The sequence below is a fragment of the Vibrio sp. PSi01 genome (assembly GCF_054960695.1).
Genome location: NZ_JBHNYN010000007.1, coordinates 74,411 through 91,490 on the forward strand (window position 1 = coordinate 74,411; position 17,080 = coordinate 91,490).

General features: G+C 42.2%; 16 protein-coding genes. 4 read left to right on the top strand and 12 right to left on the bottom strand.

Going from position 1 to position 17,080, the window contains the following annotated elements; genetic code table 11:
- Window positions 1–20 precede the first annotated feature (20 nt).
- Both ACFI6G_RS12095 and ACFI6G_RS12100 read right to left on the bottom strand, forming a co-directional pair.
- Window positions 21–1,388 carry a TrkH family potassium uptake protein gene (locus tag ACFI6G_RS12095; RefSeq protein ID WP_010428729.1) on the bottom strand — a complete coding sequence of 456 codons (1,368 nt, stop codon included), beginning with the start codon at window positions 1,386–1,388 and terminating at the stop codon, window positions 21–23.
- Window positions 1,389–1,397: 9 nt separating this feature from the next.
- On the bottom strand, window positions 1,398–2,057 hold the full coding sequence (locus ACFI6G_RS12100) for a potassium channel family protein (RefSeq protein WP_010428726.1): 660 nt from the start codon (window positions 2,055–2,057) through the stop codon (window positions 1,398–1,400).
- A 184-nt stretch (window positions 2,058–2,241) separates the two neighbouring features.
- On the opposite strand from ACFI6G_RS12100, the gene ACFI6G_RS12105 reads away from it, so the two are divergent.
- From ACFI6G_RS12105 to ACFI6G_RS12115, 3 genes are all read left to right on the top strand, one after another.
- Window positions 2,242–3,375, top strand: a complete 1,134-nt coding sequence (locus ACFI6G_RS12105; protein WP_102461278.1) for a mechanosensitive ion channel family protein — start codon at window positions 2,242–2,244, stop codon at window positions 3,373–3,375.
- Window positions 3,376–3,449: 74 nt separating this feature from the next.
- A complete protein-coding gene (locus ACFI6G_RS12110; protein ID WP_016792295.1) occupies window positions 3,450–4,997 on the top strand; it encodes a mannose-1-phosphate guanylyltransferase/mannose-6-phosphate isomerase in 1,548 nt (515 codons plus the stop codon).
- A 15-nt stretch (window positions 4,998–5,012) separates the two neighbouring features.
- Window positions 5,013–6,437 carry a phosphohexomutase domain-containing protein gene (locus ACFI6G_RS12115; protein WP_016767691.1) on the top strand — a complete coding sequence of 475 codons (1,425 nt, stop codon included), beginning with the start codon at window positions 5,013–5,015 and terminating at the stop codon, window positions 6,435–6,437.
- A gap of 117 nt (window positions 6,438–6,554) precedes the next feature.
- Here ACFI6G_RS12115 and aroG read toward each other — a convergent pair whose 3' ends face one another.
- The 10 genes from aroG to ACFI6G_RS12165 all read right to left on the bottom strand — a co-directional run bounded on the left by aroG (window position 6,555) and on the right by ACFI6G_RS12165 (window position 16,947).
- Window positions 6,555–7,607 (bottom strand): 3-deoxy-7-phosphoheptulonate synthase AroG, encoded by a 1,053-nt coding sequence (gene aroG / locus ACFI6G_RS12120; RefSeq protein ID WP_016767690.1) that lies wholly within the window; start codon window positions 7,605–7,607, stop codon window positions 6,555–6,557.
- A gap of 353 nt (window positions 7,608–7,960) precedes the next feature.
- Window positions 7,961–10,351, bottom strand: coding sequence for a putative bifunctional diguanylate cyclase/phosphodiesterase (locus ACFI6G_RS12125; RefSeq protein WP_016789427.1), 2,391 nt, complete (start codon window positions 10,349–10,351; stop codon window positions 7,961–7,963).
- A 10-nt stretch (window positions 10,352–10,361) separates the two neighbouring features.
- Window positions 10,362–11,399, bottom strand: a complete 1,038-nt coding sequence (locus ACFI6G_RS12130) for a polyamine ABC transporter substrate-binding protein (RefSeq protein ID WP_010428706.1) — start codon at window positions 11,397–11,399, stop codon at window positions 10,362–10,364.
- 430 nt (window positions 11,400–11,829) lie between these two features.
- On the bottom strand, window positions 11,830–12,060 hold the full coding sequence (locus ACFI6G_RS12135) for a DUF3820 family protein (protein WP_010428703.1): 231 nt from the start codon (window positions 12,058–12,060) through the stop codon (window positions 11,830–11,832).
- Window positions 12,061–12,072: 12 nt separating this feature from the next.
- Window positions 12,073–12,744, bottom strand: a complete 672-nt coding sequence (locus ACFI6G_RS12140; protein WP_010428701.1) for a DUF3313 domain-containing protein — start codon at window positions 12,742–12,744, stop codon at window positions 12,073–12,075.
- Window positions 12,745–12,843: 99 nt separating this feature from the next.
- On the bottom strand, window positions 12,844–13,197 hold the full coding sequence (locus ACFI6G_RS12145) for a hypothetical protein (protein ID WP_010428699.1): 354 nt from the start codon (window positions 13,195–13,197) through the stop codon (window positions 12,844–12,846).
- Between the two features lie 133 nt (window positions 13,198–13,330).
- Entirely contained in the window at window positions 13,331–14,305 is a 975-nt protein-coding gene (cyoE, locus tag ACFI6G_RS12150) for a heme o synthase (RefSeq protein ID WP_016792293.1), read from the bottom strand.
- Window positions 14,295–15,350, bottom strand: coding sequence for a COX15/CtaA family protein (locus ACFI6G_RS12155; RefSeq protein WP_010428695.1), 1,056 nt, complete (start codon window positions 15,348–15,350; stop codon window positions 14,295–14,297). Before ACFI6G_RS12155 ends, cyoE begins: the two co-directional genes overlap by 11 nt.
- Before the next feature lie 48 nt (window positions 15,351–15,398).
- Complete coding sequence (locus tag ACFI6G_RS12160) at window positions 15,399–16,007, bottom strand: hypothetical protein (RefSeq protein WP_010428693.1); 609 nt, start codon at window positions 16,005–16,007, stop codon at window positions 15,399–15,401.
- Window positions 16,000–16,947 (bottom strand): SURF1 family protein, encoded by a 948-nt coding sequence (locus ACFI6G_RS12165; protein ID WP_081324797.1) that lies wholly within the window; start codon window positions 16,945–16,947, stop codon window positions 16,000–16,002. The genes ACFI6G_RS12160 and ACFI6G_RS12165 overlap by 8 nt, the downstream gene beginning before the upstream one ends.
- Between ACFI6G_RS12165 and ACFI6G_RS12170 the strand changes: the two genes are divergently transcribed.
- Complete coding sequence (locus ACFI6G_RS12170; RefSeq protein WP_016792292.1) at window positions 16,835–17,065, top strand: DUF2909 family protein; 231 nt, start codon at window positions 16,835–16,837, stop codon at window positions 17,063–17,065. The two genes, ACFI6G_RS12165 and ACFI6G_RS12170, sit on opposite strands and share 113 nt — an antisense overlap.
- Window positions 17,066–17,080: the final 15 nt, after the last annotated feature.

Sequence of the window (17,080 nt, forward strand, 5' to 3'; positions counted from 1 at the left end):
TTACCGTAAAACCCACAAACTTAACCTGTTAACACCGTATCTTCTGGGTATTTCAACAAAGAAGGCTCTGGGCGAGCTAACATGTAGGCCAAAGTCAAAGGTCCAATCCGTCCAATCACCATCACTACAATCATAATGTATTTTCCCGGTTCAGAAAGATTAGCCGTTAACCCTGCCGTCAACCCAACCGTAGCAAAAGCAGAGATCACTTCGAACATCACTCGATCAAACGCCGCCTTTTCAGTCAGCATTAACAAAAACATCGCGGTCGTTAATAGCGCTCCGCTGACCACAATAATGGCCAAAGACTTTGTTACCACTTGCCAAGTTACCGTGCGTTTGAACATCACTACATGCTTTTTCTGACGCAGGAACGTCCACGTCGCGACAAATGCCACAGCAAAGGTCGAGACCTTAATCCCACCCCCTGTTGAGGTAGAGCCTGCACCTATCAACATCAGTACTATCATCACCAACAATGCGGGCTGAGTGTACTGAGACAAATCGACACTATTGAACCCAGCAGTACGTGCACTCGCAGACTGGAAAAACGCCGCTAACCACTGACCTTGGATAGACAAACCTTCCATCGTTGCAGGGTTACTTCTCTCCAGTAACCAAAACAACACAGTACCAACTAACAATAGGGTAGGAGTCGCCGTTAGCATTATCTTGGTATGCAAATGTAAATGCTTGAAACCCTTGCGCCAGTTACTAGATAAGTCACCAACGACCGTAAAACCTAAACCACCAAAAATAAATAGACCAGCCAGAGTGAAGATCACCAATGGATCGTCAACAAAGCTCATCATACTGTCTGAAAACAGAGCAAAACCAGCGTTATTGAATGCGGATATCGCATGGAAAAGTGCGTAAAAACTTCCCGTTGTCCAGCCCATTTCAGGAATCCAACGAAAACAGAGCAACACAAAACCAATAAACTCTGCAACCAATGCAAAAATGATGATCTTCTTCACCAATTTCCGAAGGTTTATCTTACGATCTTGCCCAAGCGCTTCTTTCGCTAACGCTTGTTGTTTCAAACTTAGCCGAACACCAAACATGTAGAGCAATACCGCAGACAGCGTCATCTGCCCCAACCCACCAACTTGCATCAAAAACATCAACAAGATCTTTCCAGATAGAGTGAAATGCTCACCAGTATCAACCACACCTAAACCTGTCACACTGATCGCTGACGTCGCTGTAAACAGTGCATCTGTAAAGCTGAGCCCTGTCACAGAGAAAACAGGTAACGTAAGTAGTATCGCCGAAGGAATAAGCACCGCGAGAAAGCTCGTCAGGATAACCTTAGGTTCAGAACCTTTCTTGCGCTTTTCATCTTGCTCTAAAGCGTAAAACAGCCCTCTTCGATTTAACGAATTCATAGACTCACCTTACGATAAGTTTTTGAGTTTATGAGCCAACAGCGTCTTAGGTCCCGCAATAATGACCACATCACCAATTTCCAAACTGATGTCTAACGATGGCGCTTTGGTTAAGTTCGGGCCACGCTTAAAGCCCAAGACTTGTACATCAGTTTCTTTACACAGACTTAAATCGCAAAGTCGTTTGCCTAAGAATTTATGACCGATTACGATTTCTGTCATCGCTAGTCCACTGCCCAGGTCGATAAACTCAAGCACGCGTTTGTCTAACATTTTTCGGGCAACACGTATTCCCATATCTCGCTCTGGCATAATGATATGATCGGCACCAATCTTAGAGAGAATCTTGCCGTGAAACTTATCATTGGCCTTAACCCAAACCGTTTTAGCCCCAGCTTCTTTGACGACCAGTGTCGCTAGAATACTAGAGTTAACATCCGCCCCGATAGAGACCATGACCATGTCATAGTCGTCCAATCTAAGCTCAACCACAGTCTCTTCATTGGCACAGTTAGCAACAATCCCCTGCGACACAAAAGCGGCCGCTTCTTTCACTTTCTCTTCATCAATATCAACAGCAAGAACTTGAGCTCCTGAATCTTGAAGCTCCTTACACACAGACAGACCAAAGCGCCCTAATCCAATAACTGCAAATTGTTTGTCACTCATTCACCGCTCCATTTAAAAAGCTACTTAACGTCGAAAACCGATGACTAAATTGTCTTCATACCGAAAAACGACTATATATGCATAGATAAATAAAAATGTCAGCTAATCGCTTGATTTATAAAGGTAGAGAACAAAAGTGATTTCTGCTAATTTCTAACCCATAATTTCTGCGGCAGTACACACAATGAATGAATTCGTAACCCAAGTTCAAACCTACATCAACCAGAGCCATAGTGATTGGGCAAATAGTGTTCTATTTATCACCATTGCGAGTTTTTTCGCTTGGGTAGCTTGGCGACTTATCCATAACCGTCTAGAACTACTGGTTCAGAAGACCCAATTTCATTGGGATGATCTATTACTTGAAGCACTAAAAGCACCTGTCAGCACGTTACTTTGGTGTTGGCCTGCAACTGTCTCTATCGGCTTAGTCCTTCAAGATCAATTTGGTAATGAGATCAACTGGTTAAAAACACTTAAGCATATATTGATTATATGTACATTTGTATGGTTTACATTACGGATGATCAGCAACTCTGAAGCGTATGTTTTAGAGCAAAAAAACAGAGATGAAACCACAGTTCAAGCTATCGCGAAGGTCGCTCGGCTGTTCTTCATGGTGATGGGTGGTCTAACTATCATGCAGGCGTTTGGGCTCAGCCTATCTGGTTTACTCACCTTTGGTGGTGTCGGTGGTTTAATTGTCGGTCTGGCTGCGAAAGATCTACTATCTAACTTCTTTGGCGGCATGATGATTTACTTCGACCGACCGTTTAAAGTCGGCGATTGGATACGCTCTCCCGACCGTCAAATTGAAGGAACCGTAGAACGCATTGGCTGGCGTATGACGATAATTCGCACTTTTGATAAGCGTCCTCTTTATGTTCCAAACTCAGTATTCAGCAGTATTGTAGTAGAGAACCCATCGAGAATGCTAAACCGCAGAATCAATGAGACCTTTGGACTTCGTTATCAAGATGCAGACAAACTCGCCCTCATTGTTGATGACGTAAAAACCATGCTTGAAAACCACAAAGATATCGATGCCAAGCAAACACTCATCGTCAACTTTGATAAATTTGGGCCATCAACGCTAAACTTCTTTATTTACACTTTTACAAAAACCATCAACTGGGTGAGGTACCACAAAGTTAAACAGGATGTGCTGTTACAGGTATTAGATATTATTCATAAGCACGATGCCGATATTGCATTCCCAACTCAGACACTTAAGATTGACCCTCAAGACATTGATCGCTCTCAAGACATTAGTCGCTCTCAAGATCTTAGTAATTCACACCCTGAGACTAATAGATAGCCAAGGTCGATAAAAAAGATGTGTAAGGCGTGATAACATGGTGGTAGTAGTCCTATATAACTCATTACCACTTTATGATTTTACCTGTCATCTTAGCTGGCGGCTCTGGTAGTCGCCTCTGGCCATTATCTCGCGAACTCTACCCCAAGCAATTTCTAAGTATTGCTGGTGAGCATTCAATGTTGCAACAAACACTGCAACGCTTACACGGTCTAGAAAAATTTGTTGTTGATACTAATTGTGATGCCCCTTTCATCATCTGCAATGAAGAACATCGTTTTATCGCTGCCGAACAAGTACGATCGGCAGAGCTTCAACACAGTGGTATTCTGTTGGAACCCGTTGGAAGAAACACGGCTCCCGCGATCGCATTAGCAGCCTTACAAGCTTTAGGTAATTCGACAGATAACAAAACAAATGATTCTGACCCGATCTTGTTAGTATTGGCTGCCGATCATCACATCGCTAAAACATTGGAGTTTCAACAAGCCGTGAGTCGTGGTGTCGAGTATGCCGAACAAGGCAAACTGGTCACATTCGGCATTACTCCTAGCTCCCCTGAGACAGGTTATGGTTATATCAAGCAGGGTCTGCCTATTTCCTCTATTAACCAGGCAAACAACAGCACTACAGCGACAGACAACAAAACTACAGAACAACCCGTCCATCATGCTTATACCATTGAGTGCTTTATTGAAAAACCAGATAAATCAACAGCAGAAAGTTACGTTAGCTCTGAGCAATACTTGTGGAACAGCGGCATGTTTATGTTCAAGGCGTCACGCTATCTTGAAGAACTAGCCGAACATCACCCAAGAATTTTAACAGCCTGCAAGCGAGCTCTTGCAAAGCAAAATACCGACCTCGACTTTATTCGTATCGATGCCGAAGCATTCAAACATAGCCCAAGCGATTCCATCGATTATGCGGTGATGGAAAAAACTTCACACGCTGCAGTGATCCCAATGGACGTCGGTTGGAATGATATCGGCTCATGGTCTGCTATTTGGGACGTAAGCGATAAAGATGAACATAACAACGTCATTGAAGGTGATGTGTTAACCGTCGACTCTCAGTACAACTACATTCATTCTGAGAATAAACTGGTGGCGACTGTGGGGGTTGATAACCTTATCATTGTAGAAACCAAAGACGCCATACTGGTTGCTGATAAGAACAAAGTCCAGGGTGTTAGATCGATAGTAAACCAACTCCACCAAGCTGGTCGAACAGAGCATCTTCAACACCGAGAGGTATTTAGGCCTTGGGGGAAATACGATGTTGTTGATTTAGGAAAGCGCGACAAAGTGAAGCGTATTACCGTGAAGCCTGGCCATAAGCTTTCGCTACAAATGCATCATCACAGAGCTGAGCATTGGGTGGTGGTGGCAGGTACTGCAAAAGTAACCAATAACGACAAAACGTATTTAATCGAAGAAGATCACTCCACTTACATCCCTTTAGGTCATATTCACAGCCTAGAGAATCCAGGGAGGCTCCCACTCGAGATGATTGAAGTACAAACAGGGAGTCACTTGAGTGAAGACGATATCATCCGATATCAAGACAGCTATGGACGAGAAGTTTTAGACGACCATCAATCTAAAAGCACCACGGAATAAAGTGACGACTGCATAATGAAACCAACATTAGATCTCAGTTGCTTTAAGAACAACGATATTCGTGGCATCATCGGATCTCAAATCAGTGAGCCGTTCGCCTATTTGCTCGGCAAGGCATTTGGCGAATACGCCCTATCCACGACACCTGAGACATCATTCGATGGCTTAGCTCAAGTGGTGATTGGTCGTGATAACCGAGAAACGTCCCCTTCATTACAAGAAGCCATGACCAAAGGCTTAATCGAGTCTGGGATAGCCGTCATAGACCTAGGTATGACTGGCACTGAAGAAGTCTACTTTGCGACTCGTCACCTAAAAGCGATTGGCGGAATACAAATCACAGCCAGCCATAACCCAATCAATTACAACGGAATGAAATTGGTAGGCGTAGGTGCCAGTCCGCTCAGTAAACATAGCGGTTTGAATGAGATAAAGCAGCGAATTCTCAATCTCGAGTCTAAGCTAGTTAACCTTTGCGATAACCCAACCGTGGCTCAGCACGCCGATGCTGAACATCTATCTACTTTACAACCTTATATCGACCACCTGCTTTCATATATAGCTCCTTCTAAACTGTTACCAATGAAAATTGTGGTGAACGCAGGAAACGGCGTTGCCGGGCATATAATAGATGCTTTAGAAGACCGCTTTACTGCACTCGATACCCCTATTACTTTTATCAAGGTTCAACATACACCTGATGGAAAATTCCCAAATGGCATTCCCAACCCATTGATTAAAGAAAATCAAACAGCGACTCGAAATGCAGTCTTAGAACATTCCGCAGATCTAGGAATTGCGTGGGATGGCGATTTCGACCGTTGTTTTTTCTTTGACGAAAAAGGCAATTACATTGAGGGTTATTATATTGTTGGTTTGTTAGCTGAAGCATTCTTAATGAAGGAGCGTAACGCAACCGTATTGCACGACATGCGTATGACATGGAACACGATTGAAGTCGCCAAGCAACTTGATGGAAACGCTATTGCAGTTAAAGCTGGACACGCACTGATAAAAGAAAAAATGCGGCAAACCAACGCTATTTATGGCGGAGAAATGAGTGCTCACCATTATTTCCGTGATTTTGGTTACTGTGATTCAGGAATGATACCTTGGCTATTAGTTATCGAACTGGTCTCGAAAACTCAACAGTCCCTTTATCAATTGACTAGTGTCAGTATTAGTAAATTCCCGTCATCTGGGGAGATAAATCGAAAAGTATCCAACCCAGATCTAGTCATAGCTTCGGTATTAGCATACTACCAAGACTGCGCCGTTTCGATCGATTACGTCGATGGTCTTAGTATGGATATGGGATCGTGGCGCTTCAATTTAAGACAATCGAATACAGAGCCATTAATACGTCTCAATGTAGAGACCAAGCAAAATCCAACTTTATTATCAGACAAAGTAAAAGAGCTACTGTCTTTTCTCGTATAAACGAGCTTAACCCCTAAACCTAGAGCCTAACCTAAGCGGTGTAACCCACATAAAAAGCCCTCATTAGTTTTCGCTAATGAGGGCTTTAAATGTCTAAGCTACCTTTCGGTGGCTATTCTATTTATTACGACGCGCTTCAACAGCGTCTGCTAGTTGACGAAGTACTGTTTCAGTATCTTCCCAGCCAATACAAGCATCGGTAATAGACTGACCGTATGTTGCCGCCTTGCCATCAACCAAATCTTGACGACCTTCAACTAGGTGAGACTCAATCATCACACCGAAAATTGCTTTGTCTCCGCCAGCAACCTGTGCACTTACATCGTCAGATACGTTCATTTGACGTTTGAACTGCTTAGAGCTGTTTGCGTGGCTAAAATCAATCATTACTTTTTGTGGTAGACCAGACGCCGCCAGTTCCGCTTTGATCTTACCTACATGCTCAGCACTGTAGTTTGGCTCTTTACCGCCACGCAGAATGATATGACAATCAGGGTTACCTGCCGTTTCAACGATAGCTGAATGACCATACTTAGTCACTGATAAAAAGTGGTGAGAAGCACCTGCCGAACGAATCGCATCTGTTGCGATCTTGATGTTGCCATCAGTACCATTCTTAAAACCAACTGGACAAGACAGACCAGAAGCTAGTTCACGGTGAACTTGAGATTCAGTCGTACGTGCGCCAATTGCGCCCCAGCTAATTAGATCAGCCACATATTGAGGCGTAATCATATCTAGGAATTCACTTGCCGTTGGCATGCCAAGATCGGTTAGATCAAGCAGTAGTTTACGCCCTAAACGAAGACCATCGTTTAGTTTGAATGTATCATCCATGTACGGGTCATTAATTAGCCCTTTCCAACCAACAGTTGTACGTGGTTTTTCAAAGTAAACACGCATTACGATTTCAAGCTTATCGCCTAGTTCATCACGCAGTACTTTCAAACGTTTACCGTATTCAAGTGCCGCTTCTGTGTCATGAATAGAACATGGGCCTACGATAACAAGTAAGCGATCATCGCTGTCTTCTAAAATATTGTGAATCGCTTTACGGCTTTCAAAGGTTGTAGAAGAAGCAATTTCTGTCGCTGGAAACTTTTCTAAAACAGCAACAGGTGGTAATAACTCTTTTACTTTGTTAATTCTTACATCATCAGTCTGGAACATTGCTTACTTCTTCCTTTTTTCTATCCTTGAGCTGAATGTACGTTGTCTCACGTAACTTTCTATCAGCACTAATCTTCTTGTTCCCTGTAACTTAACTAGTAAAAACTCTAGTTTCAATCACTAATTGAAAATAAACGCAATTTTTTTTGTGTTTTATATTTAAAACACCCTGTACAACATTATTTACACGCTATCGATTGCGTAATTTATAGGGAAGGAAGAGCATCTATTCTGCATGTATGTAATAGACCTGCATCGCTTGATAAGGAGCAGCCTAACGTCACCGAGAAAGCAGGAAAAGCGATGTATCATTCCAAAACTCAAAACCAGTATGATTTTATAGTGTCGGATCTCTAACTGTACTCAGGCAAAGACCCTCTTTTCCACGCATCGATAAAATCATTTTCTCTTAAAGGTTTGGATAGTAAAAATCCTTGTACTGCCTGACACCCTTTGCTTCGAACGTAATCCAGCTGACTTGCTGTTTCTATGCCCTCTGCAATGATATTGAGATCATAAATTTTGGCCATTTCGATGATCACTTCGATGAGCTGTTTATCTGTTGATTCAGAATCAATAGCGTTAACAAACATACGGTCGATCTTAAGCGTATCGATAGGGTAACTTATCAATTGACTAAAGGCCGTATAGCCAGTACCAAAATCGTCGAGAGAAACCTTTACTCCTAGCTCTTTCAATTCCTTAAGCCTCTCGATGTTCTGTTTATCTCCAGGTATAAAGCAGGTTTCAGTGATTTCCATTTCGACCATGTGGGCTGGAATTTCATAGCGCATTAGCATTCCAGAAAGTACATTGACAAAGTCGGAATTGGAAAGCTGCCAAGATGAGAAGTTAATCGCTAACGTACCATCGAAGTCCAGGTCTTGTATCCAAACTGATAGCCTCTGCAGAGCATTCTCTAAAACCCAATAATCAATATGTTTAATTAAGCCTGACGATTCTGCTATTGGTATAAAATCGGCTGGCCCATATGACCGTAAAGCCTCGTAGTTCGTTCGTATTAAAACTTCAGCACCTTTTATCTTGCCCTTTTCTATATCATAAACAGGCATATAGGTTAGATACATCTGATTAGTTCTAATCGCCTCTTTCAGATCTTCATTGATTTGAGCATGACGCTTTATCTCCCTATCCATCTCCTTTGAATAGAATTGATAATGATTTTTTCCCGCAATCTTTTTGCAACTATACATCGCTGAATCTGCATTGTTGACCAATTTGGTGACCGTTTTAGCATCATCAGGGTATACCGAAATACCCACACTAACACCAACATCAAATTGAATCCCATCCACTTCGAAGCCGCTCTCAAAGAGAGATAGAATTCGATCAGCAAACTCAGTAAGTATATTTAAGTCGTCCAACCCTCCCACGATGATGGCAAACTCATCACCTGATAACCTCGCAAACTCAACATCAGATATAGTTAGTGTTTCCCACTCAAAATCAACAAAGCTCTCGACGAGGCGCTCTGCAAACACGACGAGTAAGTGGTCCCCTATATGATGCCCATATTTGTCATTCACGTGTTTAAAGTTATCGATATCAAAGTAAATAACCGCGCCCTTTTTATCCGTTTTAGTGCAGTTATTCATTATGCGTGTGATATCTAGATTGAATTTTTTTCTATTTGGTAAGCCCGTCAGAGAATCTTTTTTTGCTAATCCATCGAGCTCAGTGATCAAGTTAATAAACTTATTAGTAAGGATGGAGACTTCGTCGTTACTTTTAGAACGTTCTATGTAGACCAAATCATCATAATTTACGGACTCTACTTGCTCACTAAGCCTCTCTACTGGCTTAATAACCTGTTTTACGATAAGCCATTTTAGTATTAAGAAAGTAACCACAGTGACTAACAATACAATAACGGCATAAAGAAGCTGAAAGGGTTTATACCACTCATTGAGTTGTTCTTGGGGGAGACAAATTTTAATAGACCATAAGTCATGCACTAATTGAAAACCAAATTCATAGTCTGGCTGGGTAATCTCTTTTATCTGTTCTGCGTTCGTCAGCGAATGCGAGGTAGAATTAGGTTTAAGTATTAGCTGGGCATATGGACCAACCTTACTTTTTACCGACTCTTGGAATTCGTCATAGTGTCCCGCTTTAGCGCGAATCACTGCTGTTAGTAACGTCTGGCCTTTAGAAAAAGTTGGGATAGTAAAACTTTGTTCGGGTGTAAATGTCTTTATGATAAAAAACTCAGGGCCTTCAACCCCGTCGTCTAGTTTGTAAGTAGAGGCGTTAACGCGAGCAACACCTTTCAAATCTAATGCTTGTTTAATCGTAGCAAGGTGGTCCGTCACAACCGTATCAGCAGAGTATTTTTTAAATGGATCTGACGTATTAAAGTATATAAGCTCTTCGCCATTAATATCCACCAGAGCAAAGCTTTCGATCGCACCGTGGTTGAGCTTCAACTGATTAATATACCTCGCTAACTCTTTCTCCATGTAATACTGAGTGGTGTCATCATATATTTCAAAAAGATACTTTTGAATATAGTAGCTCTCTAGACTCATTCTAATTGCGAAATCTAACTCTCTAAACGCTTCATTAAGGTCATGAGAGATATAACCAAGCTCGTTATGTAATTTTTCAGATAGCGACGAATTCAGATGCATTTTTTGACTGGTATACGAAAACACACCGGCGATGGAGAAGATAACCACCATAACGGGAAGCAAAATATAATTGATCTTTAGCGACAGTTTCATTTTCTGTCTTTTATTTTTGGTTATGAATAACAGTGAGTATTTGACTTCTCAGATCTGAAGCTTCTTTACTCAATGTTTTATAGGTAAACGATGAAGTGTTATCTAATGCCATTGGGAACAACTCTTCATCTTGCAGATACTCATCAGTTGCGAAATCCAATACGTGTCTATTCGAGCTTGCGAACCACATCTCCTCGGCATTTACTGCTGCTATCTCTGGTGAATTAATAAAGTTGAGAAACTCAATTGACGCCTTACTAACAGGCTTTTCTTTATGAACACTGAAGCATTCATGCCACATCAGAGTTCCTTCTTGAGGAATCGTGTAGGTCCAATCATCTTGCTCTGTATACGACGCAATTTGTTCTTTTTCTCCTGAGTAGATAACGGTAACTTCCATTTTAGAAGCAGATCTTTTATCTAGAGCATAGCCAGTACCGGCTCTCATTACTAATAGCTGATCACGGACCTTCATCAATAGTTTGTACGCTTGGGCTAGTTCAACTTCATTTTCGGTCATAGGATCAAACCCTAACGCCAATAATGCGATTGCTATGGTGTCCACATCATCATCGGGGATCACGACGGTCTGGGGATTCTGTAATGCGTAATCGAAAACATCCATCCAAGAGGTTATCCCTTCGGTAGCCTTTGAAGAGCGAAATGCGACCCCCATTGTACCGTTAGAATATGGAATACCGTACGACCCACATACTCCGCGAGATATATCGGTGAAATATGAATTATCTCCCTCCAGAACATTGGACAAATCCCCTAAAATACCTTCTCTGCCCAGCTCATCAATGGTTAGCCCATCAATGATAAACAAGTCGTAGGCTAGAGCTTTCCCAGAATACACCACAACATCTCGCAGCATTTCACTTTCAAAATAGACCTGAGATACGGTATGTCCATATTGCTTTTCGAACTTTTCTATCACGGTATCAGAGATATAGTCTTCCCAAGTGAAAATCTTGATCTCTTCAGCAAAACTCTGAACTGAAAAAAGAATAGAACAAGTTAAAGCAAAGCAAGTTAAAAAACGCATCAGATACCTATTACAACTTATTTCTATGGAGTCCAATTATGACGTTGACTCTAGTATTTATAATAATTACACGCGTAGTTTGCCTTCTTACATGATATGGATTCAAGATCTATATTAGATTTTGAACAAATAATTGACTTGCAATAGATTATGGTTAGGTAGAGAGTTGATAGGGTAATGTATGGGCTTGTTCAAAGGGGGGGAATAATATAATCATCCGCGTTACGTGCATAGTAGAAACGGTGATCAACACCAGATCCAATTCATTTTTAATGTGTTCTCTCCTGAATGCATATCTGCCAAGCTCCTGATAAGTTTCATTTGCTATAGGTCGTTTGTATTCGTTGAAAGAACGATTAAGGCATTTCCATTAATATGCATCTTCCCCCTTAAACCTTTCTTTTGTTTAAGAGCTTAGACGCAGCCATAATTATAGATCTTCAGGGAAGTGGTATTTTAGAGGCTTGACGACACTATCAAGCCCTTCAATTTTCAAAGCAAGGCACAGTTTTAATAAGTCGCCCAACTCGCCAGACGGGAAGCCTTTCTTATCAAACCAGAGCAAATATTCTTCAGGTAAGTCAATCAATGCGCGGCCAGCGTATTTGCCAAATGGCATTTGCATTCTAGCTAACTTAATCAGGTTCTCTTTCTCTAGCATTACGTGCTCTTTCTATGCGTCGTCGATATTCTGTAGAGTATCACCTAAACGTTCAATCCAGTAGTTGATCGCATCTTTGGCATCGTCCAAAGAGTCAATCATCGTCGAAAAATCTTTATTGCCTGCTTCACGGTCTATTGCTGCAAACAATGGTGTGCCATCTTGTGCATCGCTCACCAGGAGTTCAACACTCGCGCTTCCAACATTGGTGTGCTCACCCGTTGTCACCTTGGATATCGTAGACATAGCGAGGCCGAATGGCAAAACACTACTTGTCACAGCTAAGATAGGATTTGGGGTTTCAACGTTACTCAAGGCAATACTTAAACGTAGTGTTTTACCCGTAGGTTCACCAACAATCGCTTTATGAGGCGATATCTTAGCCTCCAAACAGCTCACCATATGATCAATGAGCTCTTCGATCTCTTCCGGATCTAGTGTCCCTTCTTCTGCAAGAACAAAAATTTGGTCGATCACCACAGAATCATAAGAGTTTAATTTGGATTTCAATCGTTGGGCGTCACGTAGTCCAATCCTTGCCCAAACTAAATCGACACCGCTATCAGGACCAGGCTGAAAGTCTTCGTAGGTGGTGAATTTGGTTTCGGTTATAATCGGACCGCCTGCACAACCAAACAAGAAAATGCTGGTTGCGACAAGCACAAGAAGTTTTAAAGGGTTCATAGCGCACTTAGGTTAAATTTAACACTCGACATAAGTATGCCATACCCTAAGAGAAAATATTGTAGAAAAAGGATTTAAAACTCAGAGCTAGATCTAAAATTAGTCTCGCTGAACAGTGTGGGCATACTCTACTATCACTTGATTACCTTCGATGTAAGCATTTTGAATCTCACCATCAACACTCATACGACTTTTCAGATAGACTACTTTAGGCCCTGAATTATTCGCTTCTTTCAACGAAGGGAACACATTTCTAGGTTCTAAATGAAGTAAGCGGCAGAAATGGCTAATGAAGGACATGGTTAGTGCCGTTTCCCCTCTTAGCACTCTTGAGAAATCAAGTTGGTTCATTCCTAGCTTCTTTGAAAACTCCATTTGCGTAATTCTCATGCGCGATTTTTGTGACATCCACGTTTGATATAACGCATCTCTATCTTGCTCAGTGAATTCCATTACCGGTTCCTTTATATAATTCATGTCAATCAATTGTCCGGTTTTTCATACATAACATGTCAGAGTTAGGTTAGTGGAAGCCAAAGGTTTGGTCTGATATAAGGAAAACCTTATGTAGTTCAGCGCAAAGCTGTCAAAGCAAATAATGATCCGCCAACAGAGCGACAAATAAGATCATTAGGTGATAAATGGAGAACTTAAAGGTCTTCATCGCCATATTGGGCTCATCACGATATTTAAGTACCCAAGCATGATAAACAAACCCACCGTTGAGCACCAATGAAGCGCTTAGATATATCCAACTACTCATGCCGACCAATACCGGCAATATACACACGATGCTAAGCAACAAGGTATAGAGAAAAATAGAAGTCTTGGTGTATTCGATTCCGTGAGTCACAGGCAGCATGGGGATATTCACTTTGGCATACTCATCACGACGATGAATCGCCAACGCCCAAAAGTGCGGAGGCGTCCAAATAAAGATGATCATCACCAACAACCAAGCATTTGAATGCAATTCATTAGTTACTGCCGTCCAACCTAATAAAGGGGGCATAGCGCCAGCGATTCCTGCTATCACGATGTTTTGCGGCGTTGCTCGTTTCAAGTACATGGTATAAATCACGGCATAACCCAATAAGCTTGCAAAGGTTAACCAAGCGGTCAGTTGATTGACCCACACCACTAACGTGGTAAAGCCAAGTAAGCCGATACCAGCAGCAAAGCTGAACACGTGCACACTGCTCAGTTCACCCGATGGCAAAGGACGTCGGTTTGTTCGAGTCATTTGCCCATCAATCTTTTTATCGATCAAGTGGTTGAATGCAGCTGCCGAACCTGCCATCAGCCCTATCCCAATCATTCCGAACAGAGTTTGTTGTAAGGGCAATCCATTGGGTACCGCTAAACACATCCCAACCAGTGCAGTAAGCAACATCAAAGCCACCACTTTTGGTTTGGTCAGCGTTAAATAGACTTTCCAAGTGGCTTTGTTTTTTGTAGCAATTTTGTTACTTAAAGCTGTGTCATTGTTGGTTGCTATCTTATGAGTTAAGGCTGCGTCTTGAGCCACCACTTCATACTGTGTTGACGTTCTACTGACCATGATTACCTCCTTGTAATACACTGTTCTTCACCAAGATCTCACTCGGTTTGCGTTGCCACACGACAAAATTGGTTACAACCATGCTGATGAGCAACATCGCTGCGACTAGGTTATGCAAAACCGCAACTAAAATTGGCAGATGAAACCATACATTACTGATCCCAAGGCCGATTTGAGTAAACAAGACTATTGCGACAATCACGCTCAGCTTTTGGTGAGGCGCTTGGCCAAATTTCCATAGCTGGAACACGATCATCAGCACCGTTAACGTCGCCACAATAGCCCCGAACCTGTGCATGACATGGATGGTAAGCCTCGCGGGATATTCCAACACACCAAACTCATAGTTATCGTGTCCATGTTGAGCAAAATCGAACGCATTTTTGAAGTCGAGGTAGCTCATCCAGTTACCTTCACAAATCGGCAATTGGGTACACACCAAAGCGGCATAGTTTGACGATGTCCAGCCACCTAGCAGTATCTGCCCGACTACAATGAGTAATCCGAATAGTGCCGAAATTTTAAGTGGTGAAGAATAGGCAACCTCTCCAAAACGGCTTTGGAATTGAGACAAACGACAGTAGAGCAAACACAACAGTGACAGCAACGTGAAGCCCCCCATCAAATGCGCCATAACCACAACGGGCATCAACTTGAGAGTCACCGTCCACATTCCAAGCAAAGCCTGAAATATCACGGTTGCAGAAATAAGTAACGGCAGACCAGCAGTTGTTATATTCTTTTTAATACACCAAGCAACAACGACAAAGATAAGCAGCCCTAATGTTCCTGCAAAGTAGCGATGGATCATCTCTATCCAAGCTTTGTCTGCTTCGAGAGCTCGTTCTGGAAATTGCAGATTCGCTTCAGTCACCGCCAATACATCAGAAGGCACCGTGATCTTTCCATAACAACCAGGCCAGTCGGGACAGCCAAGACCGGCATCAGACAAACGAGTGTAAGCACCGAGTACAATCACAGTCAAAGTTAGGAATATAGTCACTCTCATAATCAACATGAGTAACTTTGGAGCTCCTTTTTGCATTGCTTATCTCCCTATCTAGAATCATCAACGCCGACTAATTACTGGCCTTTACCCCACTCTCGACAACTTGAGTAATTTTCGTAAATCATGAATCATGCCTTTAGATTGGCTGACTAACTGCGAAGGATCAGAAACGCTTTTGTATTCCATAACCAATTGCCCGAGTGGGTCAATTATCACAATGGAAGCTGACGCAAACTCGGAACTTAACTGATCACCACCAGCTAACAAAGATAGATCAGGCTTATCAAGAGAACCCGATAACGAATTACCTTCTGAGACGAAAACAACGGCGGTCACGCGTTCTTTGTTTTTTCCTAACGCTAAGTAGCTTTGATTCAAATAATGAAGCTGTTGTTCACACAAGCTTTCGCACTCCATCGGTGCGATATAACCCACTAACCAACCCTCTCCAGCCATGGGTACCGTTACGCCAAAATCCGCTAGCGTGACTCTTGGTTCTACCAATTCGCCTGAGTTAGTGACACCTGAGGTATACCAATTCTGGTCCAACACAGTTTTGGCGATAATCGCAGGCAAAGTGAAAATTAGAACGAGTCCGATTAATACCAAACGTCCCTTAGTACGACGGCTTCTAAGCTCAGCCATGTTTGCCTCCGTACTTTCACTGTTCACTTGTGCTTGAGATTTATCCATCGTTGTTCTCCGTGATAGGTGTCGCTTTTAAGTACCGATAGCCAATTAACAACATCAAAAACAAAAGTACCGCTGCCATTACAAACCATTGAAATGAGTAACCGAAGTGCTTCTCAGATTTCATTGCCGTCGGTCGCCATAACAACTCATAAGGCCAGGAACCTAAGCTCTGAGGTTGGAAGACAAAGGGCAGCACTTCTTGCCCGGTGTATTGTGATAACGCTGCTATGTTTAGGTTTTGGATTCTATTCGGTGTCGTATTTTCTAAACCCAATTCATGACTTAAAGGATTCACTGAGCGTGTATACAAGCGCCCTGACATTTTGCTTGGTACAGTAATGCTTCCTAATTGCGGTAGTTCTCTTCTGTCATTACTTGCCGCAACAAACCCAAGATCGATCAACAACTGTTTTTCAGCCACTAATGAGTTGTTTTCATCTTCAAGACGAACCTTTCCCAACATGTAAATCACATACCCTACCGTTCCTTGGTTTATCTGGTTGTCTAACAAGAACATCAAGCCACTCGTATTTACCAAATCAACATCAGCCTTTAACCCGCTTAGGGTTTGAGGATTTAATGACTCTTGGCCAGATAAACTCTGCTCTCGCAACTCAGAAATAACGACATCTAAAGGTTGTGGCGATAGCTGTGCTCTCTCTGTCAATTGCTGTTCATAACGTAATTTATCGTTACCACGATCGAGTTGCCATAAACCTAACTTGATTAAAGCGCCGACTGAAACCACAGTTAAAACAACCGCTATCCAAAAACCTTTACTGCGGAACTTGTGTTCATCATCAATCAATCGGTTTGGAGTTATCACTATGGCGTTATCTACCTTTGTGTTGTTATTTAAAATTGTACTGGTCGCTTTGCTGTTTTTTATCGCTTTCAATTTGATGAAAGGTCTAATCCAAATCGCCTCGGGCAAACACAATGGAAAAAGGCTCAGTCACTTTTTGGGTCGTCGAGTGATGTGGTCAGTCGTTGTCGTACTACTGTTATTACTGGCTTTATGTTCAGGAATGATAACGCCCAACCCTCGCCCTTATTAAGCCCATACAAATCCA